General features: G+C 38.0%; 17 protein-coding genes and 2 riboswitches. Of the genes, 5 read left to right on the top strand and 12 right to left on the bottom strand.

The genetic code is table 11. From position 1 onward, the window contains the following. Positions 1-268: 268 nt before the first annotated feature. The 10 genes from JUJ52_RS07770 to JUJ52_RS07725 form a co-directional block, all read right to left on the bottom strand. Positions 269-1678: an APC family permease gene (locus tag JUJ52_RS07770; RefSeq protein WP_026682149.1), complete on the bottom strand. Its 1410-nt coding sequence runs from the start codon at positions 1676-1678 to the stop codon at positions 269-271. Positions 1679-1995: 317 nt separating this feature from the next. Next, complete coding sequence (locus JUJ52_RS07765) at positions 1996-2604, bottom strand: queuosine precursor transporter (RefSeq protein WP_205389455.1); 609 nt, start codon at positions 2602-2604, stop codon at positions 1996-1998. A gap of 123 nt (positions 2605-2727) precedes the next feature. Continuing rightward, positions 2728-3225 (bottom strand): preQ(1) synthase, encoded by a 498-nt coding sequence (gene queF / locus JUJ52_RS07760; protein ID WP_205389454.1) that lies wholly within the window; start codon positions 3223-3225, stop codon positions 2728-2730. Between the two features lie 333 nt (positions 3226-3558). Further along, positions 3559-3605: riboswitch (PreQ1 riboswitch) on the bottom strand. Between the two features lie 70 nt (positions 3606-3675). Beyond that, complete coding sequence (gene yidC / locus JUJ52_RS07755; RefSeq protein ID WP_205389453.1) at positions 3676-4443, bottom strand: membrane protein insertase YidC; 768 nt, start codon at positions 4441-4443, stop codon at positions 3676-3678. Then, complete coding sequence (locus tag JUJ52_RS07750; RefSeq protein ID WP_152525440.1) at positions 4398-4766, bottom strand: hypothetical protein; 369 nt, start codon at positions 4764-4766, stop codon at positions 4398-4400. The genes yidC and JUJ52_RS07750 overlap by 46 nt, the downstream gene beginning before the upstream one ends. A 404-nt stretch (positions 4767-5170) precedes the next feature. After that, positions 5171-7321 (bottom strand): TRAP transporter permease, encoded by a 2151-nt coding sequence (locus tag JUJ52_RS07745; protein WP_121604369.1) that lies wholly within the window; start codon positions 7319-7321, stop codon positions 5171-5173. Positions 7322-7324: 3 nt separating this feature from the next. Then, positions 7325-7807: a DUF1850 domain-containing protein gene (locus tag JUJ52_RS07740; RefSeq protein ID WP_080668723.1), complete on the bottom strand. Its 483-nt coding sequence runs from the start codon at positions 7805-7807 to the stop codon at positions 7325-7327. Between the two features lie 17 nt (positions 7808-7824). Beyond that, entirely contained in the window at positions 7825-8817 is a 993-nt protein-coding gene (locus JUJ52_RS07735; RefSeq protein WP_026682144.1) for a TAXI family TRAP transporter solute-binding subunit, read from the bottom strand. Between the two features lie 111 nt (positions 8818-8928). After that, positions 8929-9570 (bottom strand): response regulator, encoded by a 642-nt coding sequence (locus JUJ52_RS07730; protein ID WP_051388377.1) that lies wholly within the window; start codon positions 9568-9570, stop codon positions 8929-8931. Between the two features lie 10 nt (positions 9571-9580). Continuing rightward, the gene (locus JUJ52_RS07725; protein WP_051388376.1) at positions 9581-11215 is read right to left on the bottom strand and encodes an ATP-binding protein; all 1635 of its coding nucleotides are present in this window, start codon (positions 11213-11215) and stop codon (positions 9581-9583) included. A gap of 449 nt (positions 11216-11664) precedes the next feature. On the opposite strand from JUJ52_RS07725, the gene JUJ52_RS07720 reads away from it, so the two are divergent. From JUJ52_RS07720 to JUJ52_RS07700, 5 genes are all read left to right on the top strand, one after another. After that, positions 11665-12729: a DctP family TRAP transporter solute-binding subunit gene (locus JUJ52_RS07720; RefSeq protein ID WP_026682142.1), complete on the top strand. Its 1065-nt coding sequence runs from the start codon at positions 11665-11667 to the stop codon at positions 12727-12729. Positions 12730-12953: 224 nt separating this feature from the next. After that, positions 12954-13056: riboswitch (TPP riboswitch) on the top strand. Positions 13057-13172: 116 nt separating this feature from the next. After that, positions 13173-13781 (top strand): YkoF family thiamine/hydroxymethylpyrimidine-binding protein, encoded by a 609-nt coding sequence (locus tag JUJ52_RS07715; RefSeq protein ID WP_026682141.1) that lies wholly within the window; start codon positions 13173-13175, stop codon positions 13779-13781. Beyond that, positions 13778-14359 carry an ECF transporter S component gene (locus JUJ52_RS07710; protein ID WP_026682140.1) on the top strand — a complete coding sequence of 194 codons (582 nt, stop codon included), beginning with the start codon at positions 13778-13780 and terminating at the stop codon, positions 14357-14359. The genes JUJ52_RS07715 and JUJ52_RS07710 overlap by 4 nt, the downstream gene beginning before the upstream one ends. Next, positions 14356-16020: an ABC transporter ATP-binding protein gene (locus JUJ52_RS07705; protein ID WP_205389452.1), complete on the top strand. Its 1665-nt coding sequence runs from the start codon at positions 14356-14358 to the stop codon at positions 16018-16020. Before JUJ52_RS07710 ends, JUJ52_RS07705 begins: the two co-directional genes overlap by 4 nt. Next, entirely contained in the window at positions 15995-16780 is a 786-nt protein-coding gene (locus JUJ52_RS07700) for an energy-coupling factor transporter transmembrane component T family protein (protein ID WP_026682138.1), read from the top strand. Before JUJ52_RS07705 ends, JUJ52_RS07700 begins: the two co-directional genes overlap by 26 nt. 300 nt (positions 16781-17080) lie before the next feature. Here JUJ52_RS07700 and JUJ52_RS07695 read toward each other — a convergent pair whose 3' ends face one another. Then, positions 17081-17392, bottom strand: a complete 312-nt coding sequence (locus tag JUJ52_RS07695) for a CHY zinc finger protein (RefSeq protein ID WP_026682137.1) — start codon at positions 17390-17392, stop codon at positions 17081-17083. A gap of 26 nt (positions 17393-17418) precedes the next feature. Beyond that, complete coding sequence (locus tag JUJ52_RS07690) at positions 17419-18060, bottom strand: pentapeptide repeat-containing protein (protein WP_162986342.1); 642 nt, start codon at positions 18058-18060, stop codon at positions 17419-17421. Positions 18061-18084: the final 24 nt, after the last annotated feature.

Genomic DNA, 18084 nt, shown 5'->3' with positions numbered 1-18084 from the left:
AAGCGCAAGCGCCCGAATAAAAACGTAGCTACAGGAACGAGTCACCGGAAATAAAGGAATCACGATGAGCTTGTGAGCTGATAATGACTTAGGTTAGGGCAATTCGTGAAGTCGCCTCGTTTCTGGGCACTGGAGCTGGATGCTTCTCAACGCGCCTATATTTATATACAGGCTCAAATTTTATAATTTCCTAGACTATAACTATAACAAAACTGCTACTAAAATTTTTTTAGTAACAGCTTTCTTCTTTCTCATTTCCATTCTGCTTCTACGCTACCCGATTTATTTCTTTTTTCATGTGCTCGTCGGCATATCCTTTACCATATTTGGCCATGGAGTAGTTATAAAGTATAATGCCCAATAATATCCATATCCCTACAATGATCCATTCATATGGCCAAATTAAAGCAGATGGCATACCTGGCAAATAAAGGGTCATAACTCCTCCGGACATTAATACAGCTATCCACCCTATTGTAGTCCCTCCAGGAAGTTTAAAAGGACGTTTCATATTAGGAACTGTTCTGCGCAAAATAATAAAAGATACTGCTACCATTAACCACGCTACTACAAGTCCTAAGCCACCAGCATCAACTAGCCATACTAAAGCAGGCCGACCAAGTAAAGGAGCTGCCGTAGATAATACAGCAATTAATAGAATAGCTTTATGGGGCGTTTTATATTTAGGATGCAACTCTCCAAGTGACTTTGGTAACATACCTGCATTTGCTAAAGCGAAAATAGCGCGACTACCACCTACATAAAACCCAATCCAGCTTGTTAAAATCCCACCAATCCCTCCAAGCACAAGAAAATTCCCCATTAATTTACTATTGCCAAATGCTTTTGCCATTGCATCAGCGGTAACTAAGTTGGACGCCATAAGCTCAGAAGCATCTAAAATTCGTGATACCCCAAAAATAATGGCAATATACCAAATAACAGCGAGTACTACTGACACAATTAATAACTGACCAATCTTCTTTTGTGGTAAATTAATCTCTTCCGCCGCTTGCGGAATGACATCAAATCCAACAAACATAAATGGTGTCATAATGATAACTGTTAATAAACCTGCTACACCAGTTTCAACTAACGGCTTCATATTTGCTATATTCCCGCCAAATGTGCTACCTGTTATTAACATAAGACCTGCTATTAAAATTACTAATGTTAATATAAAGGAAATAACTGTTGTTAGCTTAATACCTCGATAATTAATCCAAGCAATCAATAACGAACCAAGAATTCCTATACCTGCCCAGGTTACTGTTACATCCCAGCCAGCTATCGTATATAAGTACCCCTGGCTGTAACCAGGTATGACATACTCGAAAACTGTAGGAAATGCAACAGCTTCAAATGCGACAACAGACACATAACCAAGAATAATGGCCCATGTAGCAATAAACGATGCTACTCTGCCCATTGCCTTATACGTATATACATGCTCTCCTCCAACCAATGGCAGCGCTGAGGACAATTCGGCATAAGTTAATCCAACTAAGACAACAAGTAGCCCTCCAATAGCAAAGGCTAGCATCGCTCCCATGGAGCCAGCTTCTGTAATCCATAATCCAGACGTAACGACCCATCCCCAGCCAATCATTGCTCCAAAAGCAAGTGCAAGCACATCTTTATTACCAAGAATCTTTAATAGCTTATCCGATTCATCCATCCATTTCCCCTCCTCAATTTGTAATTACATCACCATTATATTAACTAATTATTCAGAATTATTACCTTATACGAATCTCTTTTTTATAAAGTTGCCTACTTAATGATGCATACGCAACCCTTCCTTTCATATATTCATGAAAATTAAAAACCGGCCATAAAGATAGGAACCTGAAGTAGGAGATCCTATCAATATAACTGGTTTTAATCTACTGTTTTGCTTTCATTCTTCAGCAAAGTCAATGGAATTGGCAGTTTATAAATCTTTGATTATCTTTACAATAAATAAAATCCTATAAACAATTAAAAGTTACTTTATTATTTTGCCTCAAGCTTCCTCGCCCATTTAACCAACAAATAAGCAAACGGCGTATCTATTATTGCAATGATTAGTTTAAATATATATTGGGTGACTATCATACCCAATAGAACTCGTAGCGGCACGATTCCCCAGAATGCGATGGTTATAAACAGACTTGTGTCAATAAGTTGACTTGTCATCGTTGAGACATTATTTCGTATCCATAGCTTCTTCTCACCATGGCTTGCACGAAGACGATGAAAAATACTTACATCAAGGTGTTGACTTGCTATATAAGAGAGCAAGCTAGCTGCAATAACACGAAAGCTACCACCTAGTATTTGTTCGAATTCTGATTGTAGACCAAATGCTGGTGCAGCAGGTAAATGAACAACAATAAATATGAAAAACACCGCAAGCAACTGGGTTATAAATCCTGCCTGAACCGTTTTTCTAGCTGTATTCTTTCCATATACTTCTCCAATCACATCTGTAAGCAAATAGGTCACGACATATACAATCTCAGCCCCAGGCAAAATAAATTCTCCTATTTGAAACAGTTTAACAGCTAATATATTTGATAGTAATAAAAGCCCAACAAATAACGCATTAAGATAGATAAACATAAAACTCCTCTTCCTTGTCCATTAATATGCCAGCACGTCCTAATCTTCACTACGTTGTAAATCTGTAGTCTGTGCTGCAAACGAGATTATAAAGGAAGAGACCTAAACCTAACCCTCTACTTTTTAACGATTATCTATATTTTCTGGGTATAGATCATGATTCATTAGTCTTTGATCTGCCATCTTCTCAAATTTAGTACCCGCTTTACCATAATTACAGTAGGGATCTATGGAGATCCCTCCACGCGGTGTAAACTTTCCCCAGACCTCAATATAACGGGGTGCCATTAAATCAATCAAGTCATTCATAATAATATTTATACTATCTTCATGGAAGTCACCATGATTACGAAAACTGAACAAATAAAGCTTTAGTGACTTACTCTCAACCATTTTTTTTTCTGGTATATAGCTAATATACACCGTCCCAAAGTCAGGCTGATTTGTTTTAGGACAAAGCGTGGTAAACTCAGGGCAATTAAATTTAACAAAATAATCACGACCCGGGTGCTTGTTATCAAAAACCTCCAGTACGTCCGGTGTGTAGTCAAAAGCATACATCGTTCCTTGACTTCCTAGCTGTGTTACACCAGTTAACTCATCATTACTTCTACTAGCCATCGCGAAGCCTCCTTTTAAATATTCTTTCGCTAAAACAAGTGCGTACCTACTTAATACTCCATTTAGAAACAAAGCATTTAATATAATTCACCAAAACGAACAAGTGCAAGCGCCGATTTGAAACCTAGCGACCGGAGCGAGTCAACGGATATAAAGGAATCACGGTGTGCTTTGCGAGCCGATGGTGACTTGTCGTAGGGCAATTCGTGAAGTAGCCTCGTTTCTGGGTGCTGGAGCTCAACACGCCCATATTTATCCACATCGGCTAATTTTGTAATTCTCTAGACAAACAAAAAGCCATGGCCTAAGGCACATGACTTTTTATCACATCATTTGTCCTTAGTTTTTTATAGAGGGTTAAAGCTAAGAACCTCTCCCGCACGGAATGTTTTCTACTATCCATTCCACTCGAGTAATTATAAATAGGATACATTCGGATGTCAACGCTATTTAATGTTGGATTTTCAGATAGTACAATCTTTTTGCTAACAATGTTTGAAGAACTAAAAACAGTCCACTAACCGTCCAATATAATGGTAATGCAGCAGGTGCATTAAAGGAAATAAACCCTATCATAACAGGCGATAAGAGCGACATAACCGCCATCTGCTTCCTCTGTTTTTCGTCCATCCCTGTTAACGATACTCTCGATTGAATAAAGTAAATAGCCGCTGCGACAAATGGTAGAATCAAATCAACCTGTCCTAAATCGAACCAGAGAAATGAATGTGCGGCAATTTCTGGCGAATTCCTAATCGCATAGTAAACCGCTATGATAATCGGAAATTGAATAAGCATCGGCAAACACCCCAATGAGCTTAAAGGGTTAAATTGATGCTTCTGGTAGAGTTGCATCATTTCCTTTTGCATCTCTGCTTTCGACTCTGCATCTTTTTTGTCCTTATACTTATCCGTAATAGCATCCATGTCAGGCTTCATTTCGCTCATCTTTTCTTTCGTCTTTGCAGCACTTTTCGTTTGTTTTAAAGATAATGGCATTAAAAGCAAACGAATAAGCAACGTTAGAACGATGATTGATAATCCATAGTCGCCACCAAACAGTATGGCAATATATTTGATAAGCTGCGAAAAGGGATTTTCAAAACTAAAAAAACCTGCAGCGCTAGTATCACCTTGGCAACCCGTTAAAAAGATTACAAGAATAATACTAATTACACTATATTTCTTAAGGAATGTGAATATAAATTGACGATCCATTGTTGTCCTCCTCGTTTTGATAATTCATTTGCTTGGAACGAGAAGGATTCGTTGTCTGTATCATCATCAGGCGATGCTATTCGATTTGTCTTTTTAATTAACCATTCAATAACCTCTCTACATTCGCCAAATAATTCTTGCATTGGCAATAACCGTACACGTAGATTATGATATTCCCTTGTCAAAATATTATTATTTTCTATAATATTTCGCGCATCTATTGTTAAGAATTGATAGGTAGATACAATCGTAAGTAATATACTAATATATAGATAGAATGGCGACACATCATTAACTACTTCATTTAATAATTCTATCATCACTTATATTCACCTCCTTTATCAGTCTAATATCTATTATATCATAGGATTACAAAAGCTTAAATGAAGCTTACCGAAATGGTGAGCATGAGTAAATATAAAATGAAACTTCAATAAGTGGTGGTATTACTGCCAGTTGTTTGTGGGATAACAAAAGCATAAGCACCCGACTAGATACGTAGCGACTGGAGCGAGTCAACTAAGATAAAGAAATTACGATGTGCCGATGATGACTTATCGTAATACGATTCGTGAGTCGCCTCGTTTCTGGATGCTGGAGCTGGACGCGTCTCAACACACCCCTATTTATCCACGGCTAATTTTATAATTTCCTAGACTATTAAAAAAGATGTTGATATCGATGCTTTTGCATGGATAATTAACATCTTTTTTATCATTTATTTCTATTAACCGACCTGATTTTCTCTCTCTCTTTCTATTATTTTTCGCCAGTTGGAGGATAGAACTAAAATAAGAGCTAATATGCCTGCCATATCTGTCCAAATACCAGGATAGATGAGCAGCAATGCTCCTAAGGTTGCTATCACTCGGATATACCAGGGAAGTGCATCCTTCAAAAAGCCTTCAGCTGCTACGGATAAAAGAAAAACCCCTGTTAGTGAAGTCACCGTAATAAGTAGTAGATTCCTAATCGTAGCATCGATCATCAACATTTCACGAGAAAAGACGAACATAAATGGTACAATAAATCCAGCAATTGCTAGTTTCATTGCTTGCATGCCTGTACGCATCGGATCACCACCGCTAATACCTGAACCTGCAAAGGCAGCTAACGCAACTGGCGGAGTGATATTAGCAAAAATTCCAAAATAAAACACAAACATATGTGCAACAAAAATAGCTGTTTCATCTGTTCCAGCTAATTCTCTAAAATATGGTAATTGTAGTAATATTGGGGCTGCCATTGTACTTGTAATAATATAGGTTGGAATGCTTGGTAATCCCATCCCTAAAATAATCGACGCGACCATCGTTAACGCTAATGTGATTAAAAGCTGAACAAGGGGACTCTGAATCATTTCACCGACACTTACGATGGAGCTTGCAATCTCAAGCGCTACACCGGTTAAAGAAGCTATACCTACAATAATGCCAACCGCACCACAAGCAACTGCCACAGGAATGGTTGTACGAACACCTTTTTCCAATGCCCCAAAAAAATCCCGAACATCTATTTCCTCTGCTTTCACCTTTGCCTTTTTACGTATAAGATTAATGACTAAAGGTATCAGGACAATTAGCCCAAGCTCTAACCAGTTATCACGTAACATCGGCATACTTATCCCTGATAGGAGTGCTCTTATCTGAGATTCAAATATAAGAAATAAAGAAACTGCCATTCCGATAAGTAACGTTCTTCCAGTACCTGTAATAATAATCGTTGATACAATCGACCAAAACGCTGCGTAGAATGGCGTCTTCCCTGTAAATAGCAAATACAATAGGATAGCCATTGGAATCAGGAGATGACCACGTTGGATTAATACCTCCTTCACAGTTGGCAACTCATTCTTATTTAATCCACGTAAACCAAGCTTAGAAGCCCTAATATGGATCTGGAGTAAAATACCAATATAAAATAATAATGCAGGAATAATTCCAGCTAAGATCACTGTTGTATATGGTATACCTAGATTCTCAGCCATGATAAAGGCTGCTGCTCCCATTATTGGAGGTAATATTTGCCCACCAACACTAGCAGAAGACTCGACAGCCCCTGCAAAATTCTTCTGATATCCTACTTTTTTCATTAACGGAATCGTAAAAGCACCCGTTGTCACTACATTTGCGATAGCGGAACCATTAATTGAACCTAAAAAGCCGCTTGCCAGAACAGCCACCTTAGCTGGTCCACCCTTCGTATGACCAGCTACCGCCATTGCCAGATCATTAAACATCTGCCCCATTCCCGATTTACTTAAAAATGCACCAAACAGAATAAATAATATAATATAACTAGCAGATACTCCGATTGCTGTCCCTAGGATTCCCTCTGTGATGTAGATTAAATGAGATAGAATTCCTTCCGAAACACTTAATATAATGGGACCTGTTAGCTCAGGATATATGGATAACTTTACGTAAAACCCATAAGCAAGAAATCCAAATGCGAGTAACGTTAGTCCCCACCCCGTCACCCTTCTTGTAATCTCAAATAATATAATAAGGACAGCAATACCGACATAAACATCTATATCGTTAATTTGACCACCAGATTCAATAATTCGGTTAGCAGATGCAAGCATATAAATACCAAGTAGGAGGGATATCCCCGCAAACAGATAATCATAGACGGGGATACCGTTGTGCTTTCTTTTTTTCATTATAGGATATAATAAAAAACCTAACACCATTAATGTGTATAAATGAAGACTACGTTGTTTGATATCTACAAGTGAACCAGCATATGACGTATAAAGATGAAACAAACCTAATCCAGCTGCTAACACGGTAATTAGGATGCCTATAACTAATGGGTATTGTGTACGTACATTGCTTTCCCGTTCAAACCCCTCCAAATTTGCTTTTTCATTCATATATCATCCCACCATTTCTTTTACTGTTGTCCATAGAATGAAGAAGAGAGGCGCTTGTTTAGCCTCTATTATATAAGCCATATTACTTGCTTCCAAAGGGTATCTTTTCTTTTGATAGATCAACTGGTAATCATTCATTAGCGAAGACCTTAGCACTAGCTCGGCACCAATCACTCTATCTATCTGCATATATACCCAACCATCTTGAACTTCGGTTGAATGCTCTGACCATGTAGGAACTCCAGCACCAAATGTTTTAAATTTGGTGGAATCTAATGAAATAATTTGATCATCAACTATGAAGTTTTCCACCCAGGCTTCCTTTTCAACAGAATGAATCCACTGTAAAGAAAAAACATCATCATTTTGAAGAAAAGCATAGGTGATGGTTGTTCCTTGTGATACAAGTATTGCATTTACTGGTACGAGCAACACACCTAGCCCAACCATTATAATCGTTATCACTATCCATTTAAGTCGCGACATCCTTTTATTGAAGCATCTTATTTTAAAATCCCCTGTTCTTCATAAAACTTTTTAGCACCTGAATGGATTGGGACTACCAAACCTTCGGCCAAGTCATCCCGATCGAGTTGTTTTAATGCACTTATAGATACCTCTTCGCTTCCTAAATAATCGTAATATCGTTTCGTCAAATCATATACGAGATCTTCGCTAAGCTCTGGAGAAACAGTAATTATGTTTTGAATACCAACCGTATTTACCTTTCGATCTAGGTTATACATCGCCTCATCTCTAGCTGGAATCGTAAATTCTTTATAGAATGGATACGCCTCCATTAGTTTTTTTGCAATTTCACCGTTAATTTCTACAAATACTACTTCGTTTTGCTGCATTAAATCAGTTATATTACTATTCGGTACTCCAGAGGTGAAGAATGCTGCATCTAAATTTCCGTTTTTCATTTCCTGTACACTATCCGCATAACCAGTATGCGTTACTTTGGAAAGATCATCGTATGATAATCCAAGTACCTCTAATACCTTTTTAGCGCTTTGCTCGACTCCTGAACCAACTTTACCAACACCAACACGTTTTCCTTCCAAATCTTCGATTGCTTCGATTCCACTGTCCGCTGTTGCGACAACTTGAACAACATTTTGATACATACCAGCCATTGCTTGCACATCCACTTGATTACCTTCAAACTGTCCCTTTCCTTGAAGCGCATCGTAACCTACATCACTCATAATAATACTCATCTGATTTAACCCATCCTGCATATTCTGAATATTCGCTACGGAAGCACCAGTAGACTCGACAGTGACATTATTAATATAATCACTTTCTTCAAAAATAGGCTTTAATGCTCCGCCAATGGGGTAGTACGTTCCCGAAGTACCGCCAGTCCCAAAAACAATTGGTTGACCATCACCACTAACTTCCTCCGAATGTTCGGCTGCTTCTTCCTCTCCACAAGCTGATAAAGCGATAATAATTGAAAACATACATATCAACACAAGGTATTTTTTCAAAACAAGTACCCTCCTTTAAAATCCTTTTCTATATGATAACGCTTTCATTTTATTTTAAGAATAATATGAACATATTGTACATTTTGTTCATATTGGTCTTTTAGATAGCCATTAAATAAGCTTGTATCGATTAACTGGTCTACCAACCACACCATACTGGAGGATAATCTCTACGCGATCCATCTTCTCTAAGTAATCCAAATATCTCCTTGCGGTAACCCGTGCAATACCTATACTTTCAGCTGCTTTATCTGCTGAAGCAGGCTCATTCTGGGAGCCTAAAAATTCAATTACTTGATTCAATGTTTGTTTATTTAAGCCTTTAGGCAGCAAATGTCCTTGTCTACTATTCTGTTCATTCTGCATCATTAAGACATCAATCGTTTGCTGATCTACCTTTTCACTTGCATTAAATTGGCGACGATAACGATTATACTTAGTCAGTGCCAGAACAAGACGATCAAATTTGAATGGTTTAATAATATAATCGAGAGCTCCGTGATGTAGCATATTACGAACCATATTCATTTCATTAGCTGCGGAAATGATAATCACCTCCAAATCCAACTCTAACTCCCTTAACGCTTTAAGTGCTGCGATACCATCTTGTTCAGGCATATAGATATCCAGCAGAACGAGATCGGGATTGTTGTATTGACATAATTCCAAGCCTTGCTTCCCGTTTTCGGCTATTGCAATAACGTGAAAGCCCTCTACCCTTTCTACCATTCTTTTATTGACTTCTTGTACCATAGGGTCGTCCTCAATCAGCAATACTTTCACTTCTGAATCTCTTATCACGGAACCCTTCCTTTCTCAACATCATTGGAATCGTTATAATAATTTGTGTCCCCTGATGTAATACTGAATCAACTGATATAGTCCCTTCTGCCTTGGATATCATTTGCTGTATTAAATATAGGCCAATTCCTGATCCGGATTTCCCTTTGGTCGTATAGCCCTTTTCAAAAATTCGATCCGTATCAACGATACCAATTCCATTATCAATGATTTTTATCATACAATCCGTTTCATTTTGATAAATTGTGATATTAATCCTTTTTTGCTTTATCTCTGATATAGCACATGCGTCAATTGCGTTTTCAATTAAATTCCCTAGTATGAGCACCATATCATGATTGTTAAACACAGTTGGAAATGCTTTTATTGACGTTTGACCATCCACTCTAACATCAATTCCTAGCTCTTCACCTCTACGTATCTTGCTAATAAGCAAACCTGCAATACTATAACTTTTAATTCGTTGCATCATGAACCTTGTTAAGGACGCCTGCTTCTGTGTCGTTTGGAAAACATATTCCAACGCTCGCTCATTTTCTTCTAACTGAATTAATCCTGCAATTGTATGAAGCTTATTCATATGTTCATGATTTTGAACACGTAATGCATCGACAAAAGCTTTTACACCTGTTAACTCCTCTGCCATCTTTGTAACTTCTGTCCGATCTTGAAAAACCACCACACAGCCTATCCGTTCGTTTTCTATTTCTATTGGAATCCGATTTAACATAATTAGCTTCTCATGAACTCTCAATGTTTCATTATAAGCTGCCGTCTGCCCTCTTAATTGCTGTACCATTACTTTGTCTTTCAAGACCGTACTCATGAGAGCATCATTAACATCCATTTCAATATGTAAAATCTCTTTTGCCTTTTCATTAAAAACAACTAACCGCTCATCACGATCTACAGCAATAACGCCTTCATGCATTGCTTGAAAAACTGTTGTTCTCTCTTTTAGCACCCTCGCTATCTCATATGGCTCCATCCAAAACGTCTGTTCTTTAACATGTCTTGCCAATAAATAAGAACCAATGATTCCAAAGGCTATTGTCAGTAAAGCAATGATCATTATTTCTACTCGTATAGATAAAAGTATGTTCCAAAATGATGGGAGCATATTTCCGACAAGCACTACTCCTATTTGTTCAAAGCTATCATTAACAATTGGAACAAAAGAACGGATAGCAGTTCCTTGTTCCCCCTTCGCTTTTGAAACATAACTATGCTCAGCAAAAGCAGCCCCTTCATCCTTCCCTGACGATACCGTTCCGAGCTGTTTTTCGATTGGATGGGAGAATCTGATACGGTTCATATTTAAAACAACAATGTAATCAACTTGATTAATCGTACGTATTCGCTCAACAATTGGATTGATTGTTTTCCAGCCTCGTGCTTTTACAATTGAATCCTTTATTTCTGGTAAGTTCGCCACGATCCTCCCTGTCATAAGTCCACGCTCACCAAGCCCTTCTTCTTTTCCTTGAAAAAGATTGCCGATAAGCATAATGCCACCAATTAAGAGCGTAAATAGAACAATCCCAAAAGATAGAATCATAATCTTTAGTCTAATTGGCATTTTACGAAGACTTACCATTCCCCACTTCTCCTTAAGTTTAATGATTGATAGAATATTATGATAAAATAAAGTGAAACTTCCATCCGTGGGGGGGTTTTGTTTATCCCCACGGATGGTTAGGTGAACCAATCGGACATTTACTGGCAGTTGTTCCACACTTCCCATTTTGGTTTCTCTTTATTGCTTGAAGTGGGTATCTTACTGCCAGTTATATGCGGGATAAAGTAAAACTTCCGTCCGTTTTTACTAAAACAAATACGTACAAAGGCTTCATTCGCCACTTCCTGTGGCAACGCCTTTGTGACCTACTTCCATGGAGGCCCGAACCAATCGGACATTTACCGGCAGTCGATCCATCGCCCATATTGGTTTCTCTTTATTACTTGAAGCGGGAGCTTACTGCGGTTATATGCGGGATGAATGACCACACACTGAACTTTCTCTATTTAGTTCATGGAGGTAATTATTTGCGAAACTTTTTTATAATTCTAACATTTATTATAACAGGACTTGTTTCCGCTGTCGTAATTGGAATTGACTTCGAGACAATTCGTGGAACAGATGATTATGATGATGAACAAGAGGGATTACGTGAACAAATCATCATTCGGTTTAGTCATGTTGTTGCGACTGACACACCAAAGGGACAAACAGCCCGGAAGTTTGCTCAACTTGTAGAAGCAAAAACAAATGGAAGAATCAAAGTCCACATTTATGCAAATGGGTCTCTATATAATGACACCAATGAGTGGGAAGCCATCCAAAATGGGAATGTTGAAATGATTGCCCCGGCAACAGCTAAGGTAAGTGAGCTATTTCCCAAATGGGGTATCCTTGATCTCCCCTATGCATTCCCTACACACGAGGCAGTAACGGAAGCATATGAGGGTAAAATAGGGAAAACATTGCTTGCAAACCTTCATAATACAAACGTGAAGGGCTTGACTTTTTGGTATAACGGTTATAAACAGCTTACGAATCAAGTACACGTTATCAAACTACCAGATGATGTAAACCGACTCCATTTCCGTATTATGCCTAGTCCTGTTATTAAGGAACAATTTAATCAAGTACATGCTAGCACAAGTAGCTTACCATTTAATAAAACTTATCAAAACTTGGAAGTACATTTTATTGATGGACAGGAAAATACGATTTCTAATATTTACTCTAAAAAATTCTATGAGCATCAACCGTTTGTAACTATGAGCAATCACGGTTATCTCGGATACGGTGTTTTTATTAATAAGCCTTTTTGGGAATCATTATCTGAATATAATCAATCAGCCATTCAAGCTGCCTTAAGTGAAGCAACGGATTGGGGGAAACGTCACGCGATTGAGATGAATGATCATTATACACGTGAATTAAGAAAAAAAGATGTTGTTACTATTCACTTTCTTACAACAAGAGAAAGAGAGCAATGGAAGAATGCATGGAAAGCTGTATACGATCAGATGACTACGATTATTGGCAACGAGTTAATGGACGAGGTACATCGGATACAGAATAAGTATAATTCTAGAGAATGATAACTGCTCACTATTCTCTTATACACCCAACATTTTAGCTTATTACTCTTTTGATTACATTGCTCATGTACTTCATTGCAATGTGAGGTATCAAGTCAAAAAGTCTAGCAGTTCTATAAGTTGCTTTATTTCACAGTATATCACTTATCGTATTTACAAAAAGCACTAATTGAACTATTCTATTAGTAGTATATATAAATACATAAAAACTGCATATCTATTTTAAATTGCACTAGGGGAGCTATGTACATGGCTGAGAAGAGACTACTCTGACCCTTATAACCCGATCTAGATAATACTAGCGTGGGGAAGTGCAGTCGTTCATATATCGTTTTATAGGCATAGCCTACATATATTTTTGAAGACTGCATTCCCAAAGAATGCAGTCTTTTTTATTTATGTATAACTTCACTGACATGACTATTTATTAGGAGGAAAATGATATGAACGAACAAGCATTGAACTGTATTAATAGTCGGATTGCTGGTTGCTCTTTTGCCATCTATCCAATGACAGATCAATTTGTAGATGTAATTACAACTTCACTGAAAAACGTAGATACATCTAAGGTTTGGATTAAAACAACAGATGTAGAAACCTGTGTACGTGGCAAGATCACACATGTTTTTGATGTAACCAAGGCACTTTTTTTGCATGCGGCTAGCACAGGACACCATGTCGTGTTTAGTGCCACCTACTCCATCGGCTGTCCGGGAGACTCCGATGGGGATGTATATCTATCAACGGACGACCATCGATTAAATTTAAATACAAATAACCTTCAGCAAGAAGTTGCCGGCAAATTTTCCCTTTATCCGTTGGGTGGAGGAAATTATATGAACATCATTTATAACCAAATTGAGGAAATGAAGCTCCATGGGGTTAAGGTTAGCTCTATCCACTATGCTACAAGGCTAGACGGGGATGGAAAACTTATATTCGATGGACTTGAACGTGTTTTTACAAATTTAGAAAGTAGTTATTCATCACATCTAGTTATGACAACCACCATATCTGCAAATAGCCCATCTAAAAAGGGGGAGATACTTTGAATAATTGGAAGCTAAAGGAAATAATTGTTATGTCTGTTCTTTCCGTAGTCTTCGGTATCGTTTATTTAGCATTTTTACCTATTGGAAAAATTCTCGTGTCGTTCATGGGACCCATAGGATATGACTTTATATTTGGTATTTGGTTTATTGTATCCATTATTGCGGCTTATATCATTCGTAAACCCGGAGCTGCATTTTTGTCAGAAACAATTGCTGCAACGGTAGAAATGCTCCTCGGTAATGCTATGGGACCAATCATTATTATTACGGGTATTATACAGGGTCTTGGCGCAGAAGCTGCCTTTGCGCTAACAAAATGGAAACGCTATTCACTTTGGGTGCTAATGTTAGCCGGTGTTGGAGCAGCTATATTTAGTTTTGTTTGGGGATATTTTAGATCAGGCTATGCTGCCTTAAGTACTCCATACATATTAGGTATGTTATGTATAAGAATGATTAGTGGGGCAATCATTTCAGGTTTGCTTGGAAAAGCAATTAGTGATTCACTCGCGAAAACAGGCGTACTATCTAGTTTTGCGCTTGGTAAACAAATCAGAAAGGAACGTTCCGCATCATGATCAACGTATCTAATCTTTCACTCTGGTTTCATGAAGATAATGATAAACCAATCATCTCTAATCTGAGCTTTCAGTTAGACAGAGGGGAAACCATGCTACTACTTGGACCAAGTGGTAGCGGAAAAAGTACGTTAACACACTGTTTAAATGGTATATACCCGCGCGAATTAGACGGTAAAATGACAGGTGATGTTACCATATTCGGTCAATCTATACACGATGCACATCCCGGTACAATTAGCAAACAAGTTGGCGTCGTATTCCAAGATCCAGAAAGCCAATTTTGTATGTTAACGGTAGAAGATGAAATTGCCTTTGGCCTAGAGAATATTTGTACACCGCCGCTTGAAATATCTAGAAAAATAGACGAAGTATTACAAATGGTTGACTTAATAGATGACAAGCACTCTGTCATTTCATCCCTTTCTGGAGGACAAAAACAAAAATTAGCATTAGCCTGTGTGCTAGCACTAGAACCAGAGATACTTATCTTGGATGAACCGACCGCCAATTTAGATCCACAAGCGACTCAAGAATTTATCAAGACTATTCAAACCATTAAACAGAAAAAATCAATGGGAATAATCGTTATCGAACATCAATTGGAAGGCTGGGTATCTTTTATCGACCGTTCTTTCATATTATCTAAGGACGGAAAATGTATGTATGATGGCCCACTAGCACGGATCATTTCGGATAATAAAGAAAGCGTGCTAGAAGAGGGGATTTGCCTGCCAAAAATAACAAAACTTGTACTTACAGCAGCCGAACAAAACAAAGCTGCTTATATCAGTCCACCGTTAACAATCAAGGATACCCCATCATTAGTTACATATATGGACAATAGCTTTTTAGAAAAGACAATACCAGCAGCTCACCAAGCAGACATTATACTATCTGCTTCGCGTGTTACTCAAAATAAAAAACAAAAAAGGGTACTTCATCAAATTGATTTCGATCTGTATGAGAGCTCATTTGTAGCAATCATTGGAGCTAATGGAAGCGGCAAAACATCGTTAACAAAAGTACTTAGTGGTATTGAAGCTCCTACACACGGAGACATTCTCCTACGTCAGCATCCTATCCGTAATTGGAAGGAAAAATTATTGCGAAAAGAGATTGGATACGTGTTTCAAAATCCGGAGCACCAATTTATTACAGACACTGTATTTGATGAAATTGCCTACAGCTTACGTCTGCATCCATATTCAGAATCATATATAGAAGAGAAAGTACATTACACCCTAGTCAATTGCCAATTACAAGGATTCGAGCATCGCCATCCTTATTCGCTAAGTCAGGGACAAAAAAGGAGACTCAGTGTAGCCACAATGATTGTCGATGAACAAAAAATACTCTTTCTAGATGAGCCTACCTTCGGGCAGGATGCCGCTTCTACCTTAAAGCTTATGCAAATGTTAAAAGAACGGCATGCCAAAGGCACATCCATTATCATGGTTACACATGACATGGATATCGTCGACAAATATGCGGACCGTGTCCTTGTTTTAGAAAACGGAGAAATTATAAGAGATCAATCACCAGACCAATTATGGAAGGATTCGGACTTACGAAGATGGCACTTAGACTACCCAACCCGAATTCAACTGCAACAACATTTGGAGGTGAATCAGCATGACTTCGCTATTAAATCAACTTAATCCAAGCATTAAAGCTTTTACCGTTATTCTATTAGTGTGTCTATTGACCTTTGTGTTTGATCCATTTACACCACTAGTTTATTGCTTATTCACCATCCTCCTTACTTTCGTATGTGGAAAAATTGCTTGGAAACGATACATGCTTTATTTCTTAATTATCATCCTATTATCCGTTGGTATGCTTTGGACAACGCTTGCCTTTGCTGATGAACCAAATCGACCACATGATACCATGGAGATTCTATTTTGGGATATACCAAAGGAAGATGTTACGGTAGCGTTAGCATTAACATTGCGGATGCTTGCCTTCGCATCCTTATCATTTATGTTTATCTTCACGACAAATATGGTGCATTTCATTCTAAGTCTCATGCAGCAATGCAAGCTATCTCCAAAATTAGCTTATGGGGTATTAGCTGGGTATCGCTTTTTACCTTTAATGAAAGATGAGCTTAACCAAATCCGTGCCGCACATCAAATAAGAGGGGTACGAAGAGCTAACGGAATAAAAGAATCCATACAACAATATAAACGCTATGCAATCCCTTTACTTGCCGGAGCAATTCGCAAAGCAGAACGAACAGCAGTAGCTATGGAGTCTAAAGGATTCAGCGGCGAGAGGCAACGCACCTTTTATAGAACATTTACGGTTAAATGGCAGGATTGGACTTTTTTGGTGGGTATGCTTCTCCTTTTTTTCATTATTATTATGATTTCTATTAAGTTGGGGTATTTTAGCTGGTATAAAGGACAATTTTAGACGAGGAGTCCCTTAACTAGAGAGAAATCAGATATTTTTCAGTAGTTATTTTTATAGCATTTTTACTTTTCATAGCACGTTATAGCTTTACAGCGGGGTGTTTTTCTAAAAAAGAACACAAATACTACATCCCAAAACTTAGCTCTCTTTTCACACAACTGGAATATCCGCGCAATAGTTTAACCTCCTCGTGAGTAGAGATATAATGACGAGGTCATCACAACCGTTACGATTACCACAGAAGTTTCGCATATTCCAGTTGCTTCATCTAACATTTTTAGGAGACATTTCTCTTTATCTTTAATCAAAGTACAAATGATGATGTAGCCTACATCCCTCGTTAAACACAGATCCACAGTGCATACATTTACTCATTTGCAAATACTGATTAATCGTTAATTCCGTTTTGCACACTCCACAAAGGATGGCTTTATTAGAAAATTCCTCTTCCTTCCATCTAGTAAACGTATGCTTTTCTGCTTCCTCGTGACAGTAATAACATGGATAATACGTTTGACACATTTTACATTTAATGGCGATAACATCTCTTTCGGAATGATAGTGGATACATCGTGTTTCAGAATCAACGACCTTACCGAATACCTGTATCATCTTTACCTTCTCCTTCATGCAGTACCCTAATCTTTTACCTTCACACCAAACAATTCGATAAAAGAAACGGCTTGCTCAGCTGAAATGATTGCTCCCTTTATTTCTTCGGCATTCGTATGAATCGTTGTAAATTGACAATCGCTTAAATCAACATTCTTTAAGGACGTACCTGTAAATTGGACATCATCAATCGTTGAATGTCCGAATTGAACATAGTCCCATTTCGAATCTAAAAAATTCGCACCCTTTAATAAACAATTCGTAAAACAAACATCACGCATATCCGTTTGATTAAATAAGGCATATGGAGCTTGACACTCTTGCCAATAAACATCACGAAGTTCCGTCTGATCAAAATCCGTTCCAGCTAATTTACAGTTTTTGAATAATACGCGATGAAAACGGGTCCTGCTAAAATCCACATGTGACAGATCGCAATCTTCAAGGATACTGTTGGACCAAGAAGAAAATGGCAGCTTTGACCCCGTTAGATTTACATTTCTAAAATGAACTTCCTCAAACCGCACATGCTCTGCTTCTATCGGACCATCAACATATGTAACCTTTCCGATTTCCACTAGTGTTTCATTGGAAATATCCGATAAAGATATCTGACTTAAACCTTCTGGTAATAGCGGCTGTTGAATCGTTCTTACTTTTCGCTTCATTAGCTTACCCTCCCATATCTTACG

The organism is Virgibacillus sp. AGTR, assembly GCF_016919725.2.
Classification (GTDB): Bacteria; Bacillota; Bacilli; order Bacillales; family Amphibacillaceae; genus Virgibacillus; species Virgibacillus salarius.
This window is presented reverse-complemented; position numbering and strand designations above follow the sequence as displayed.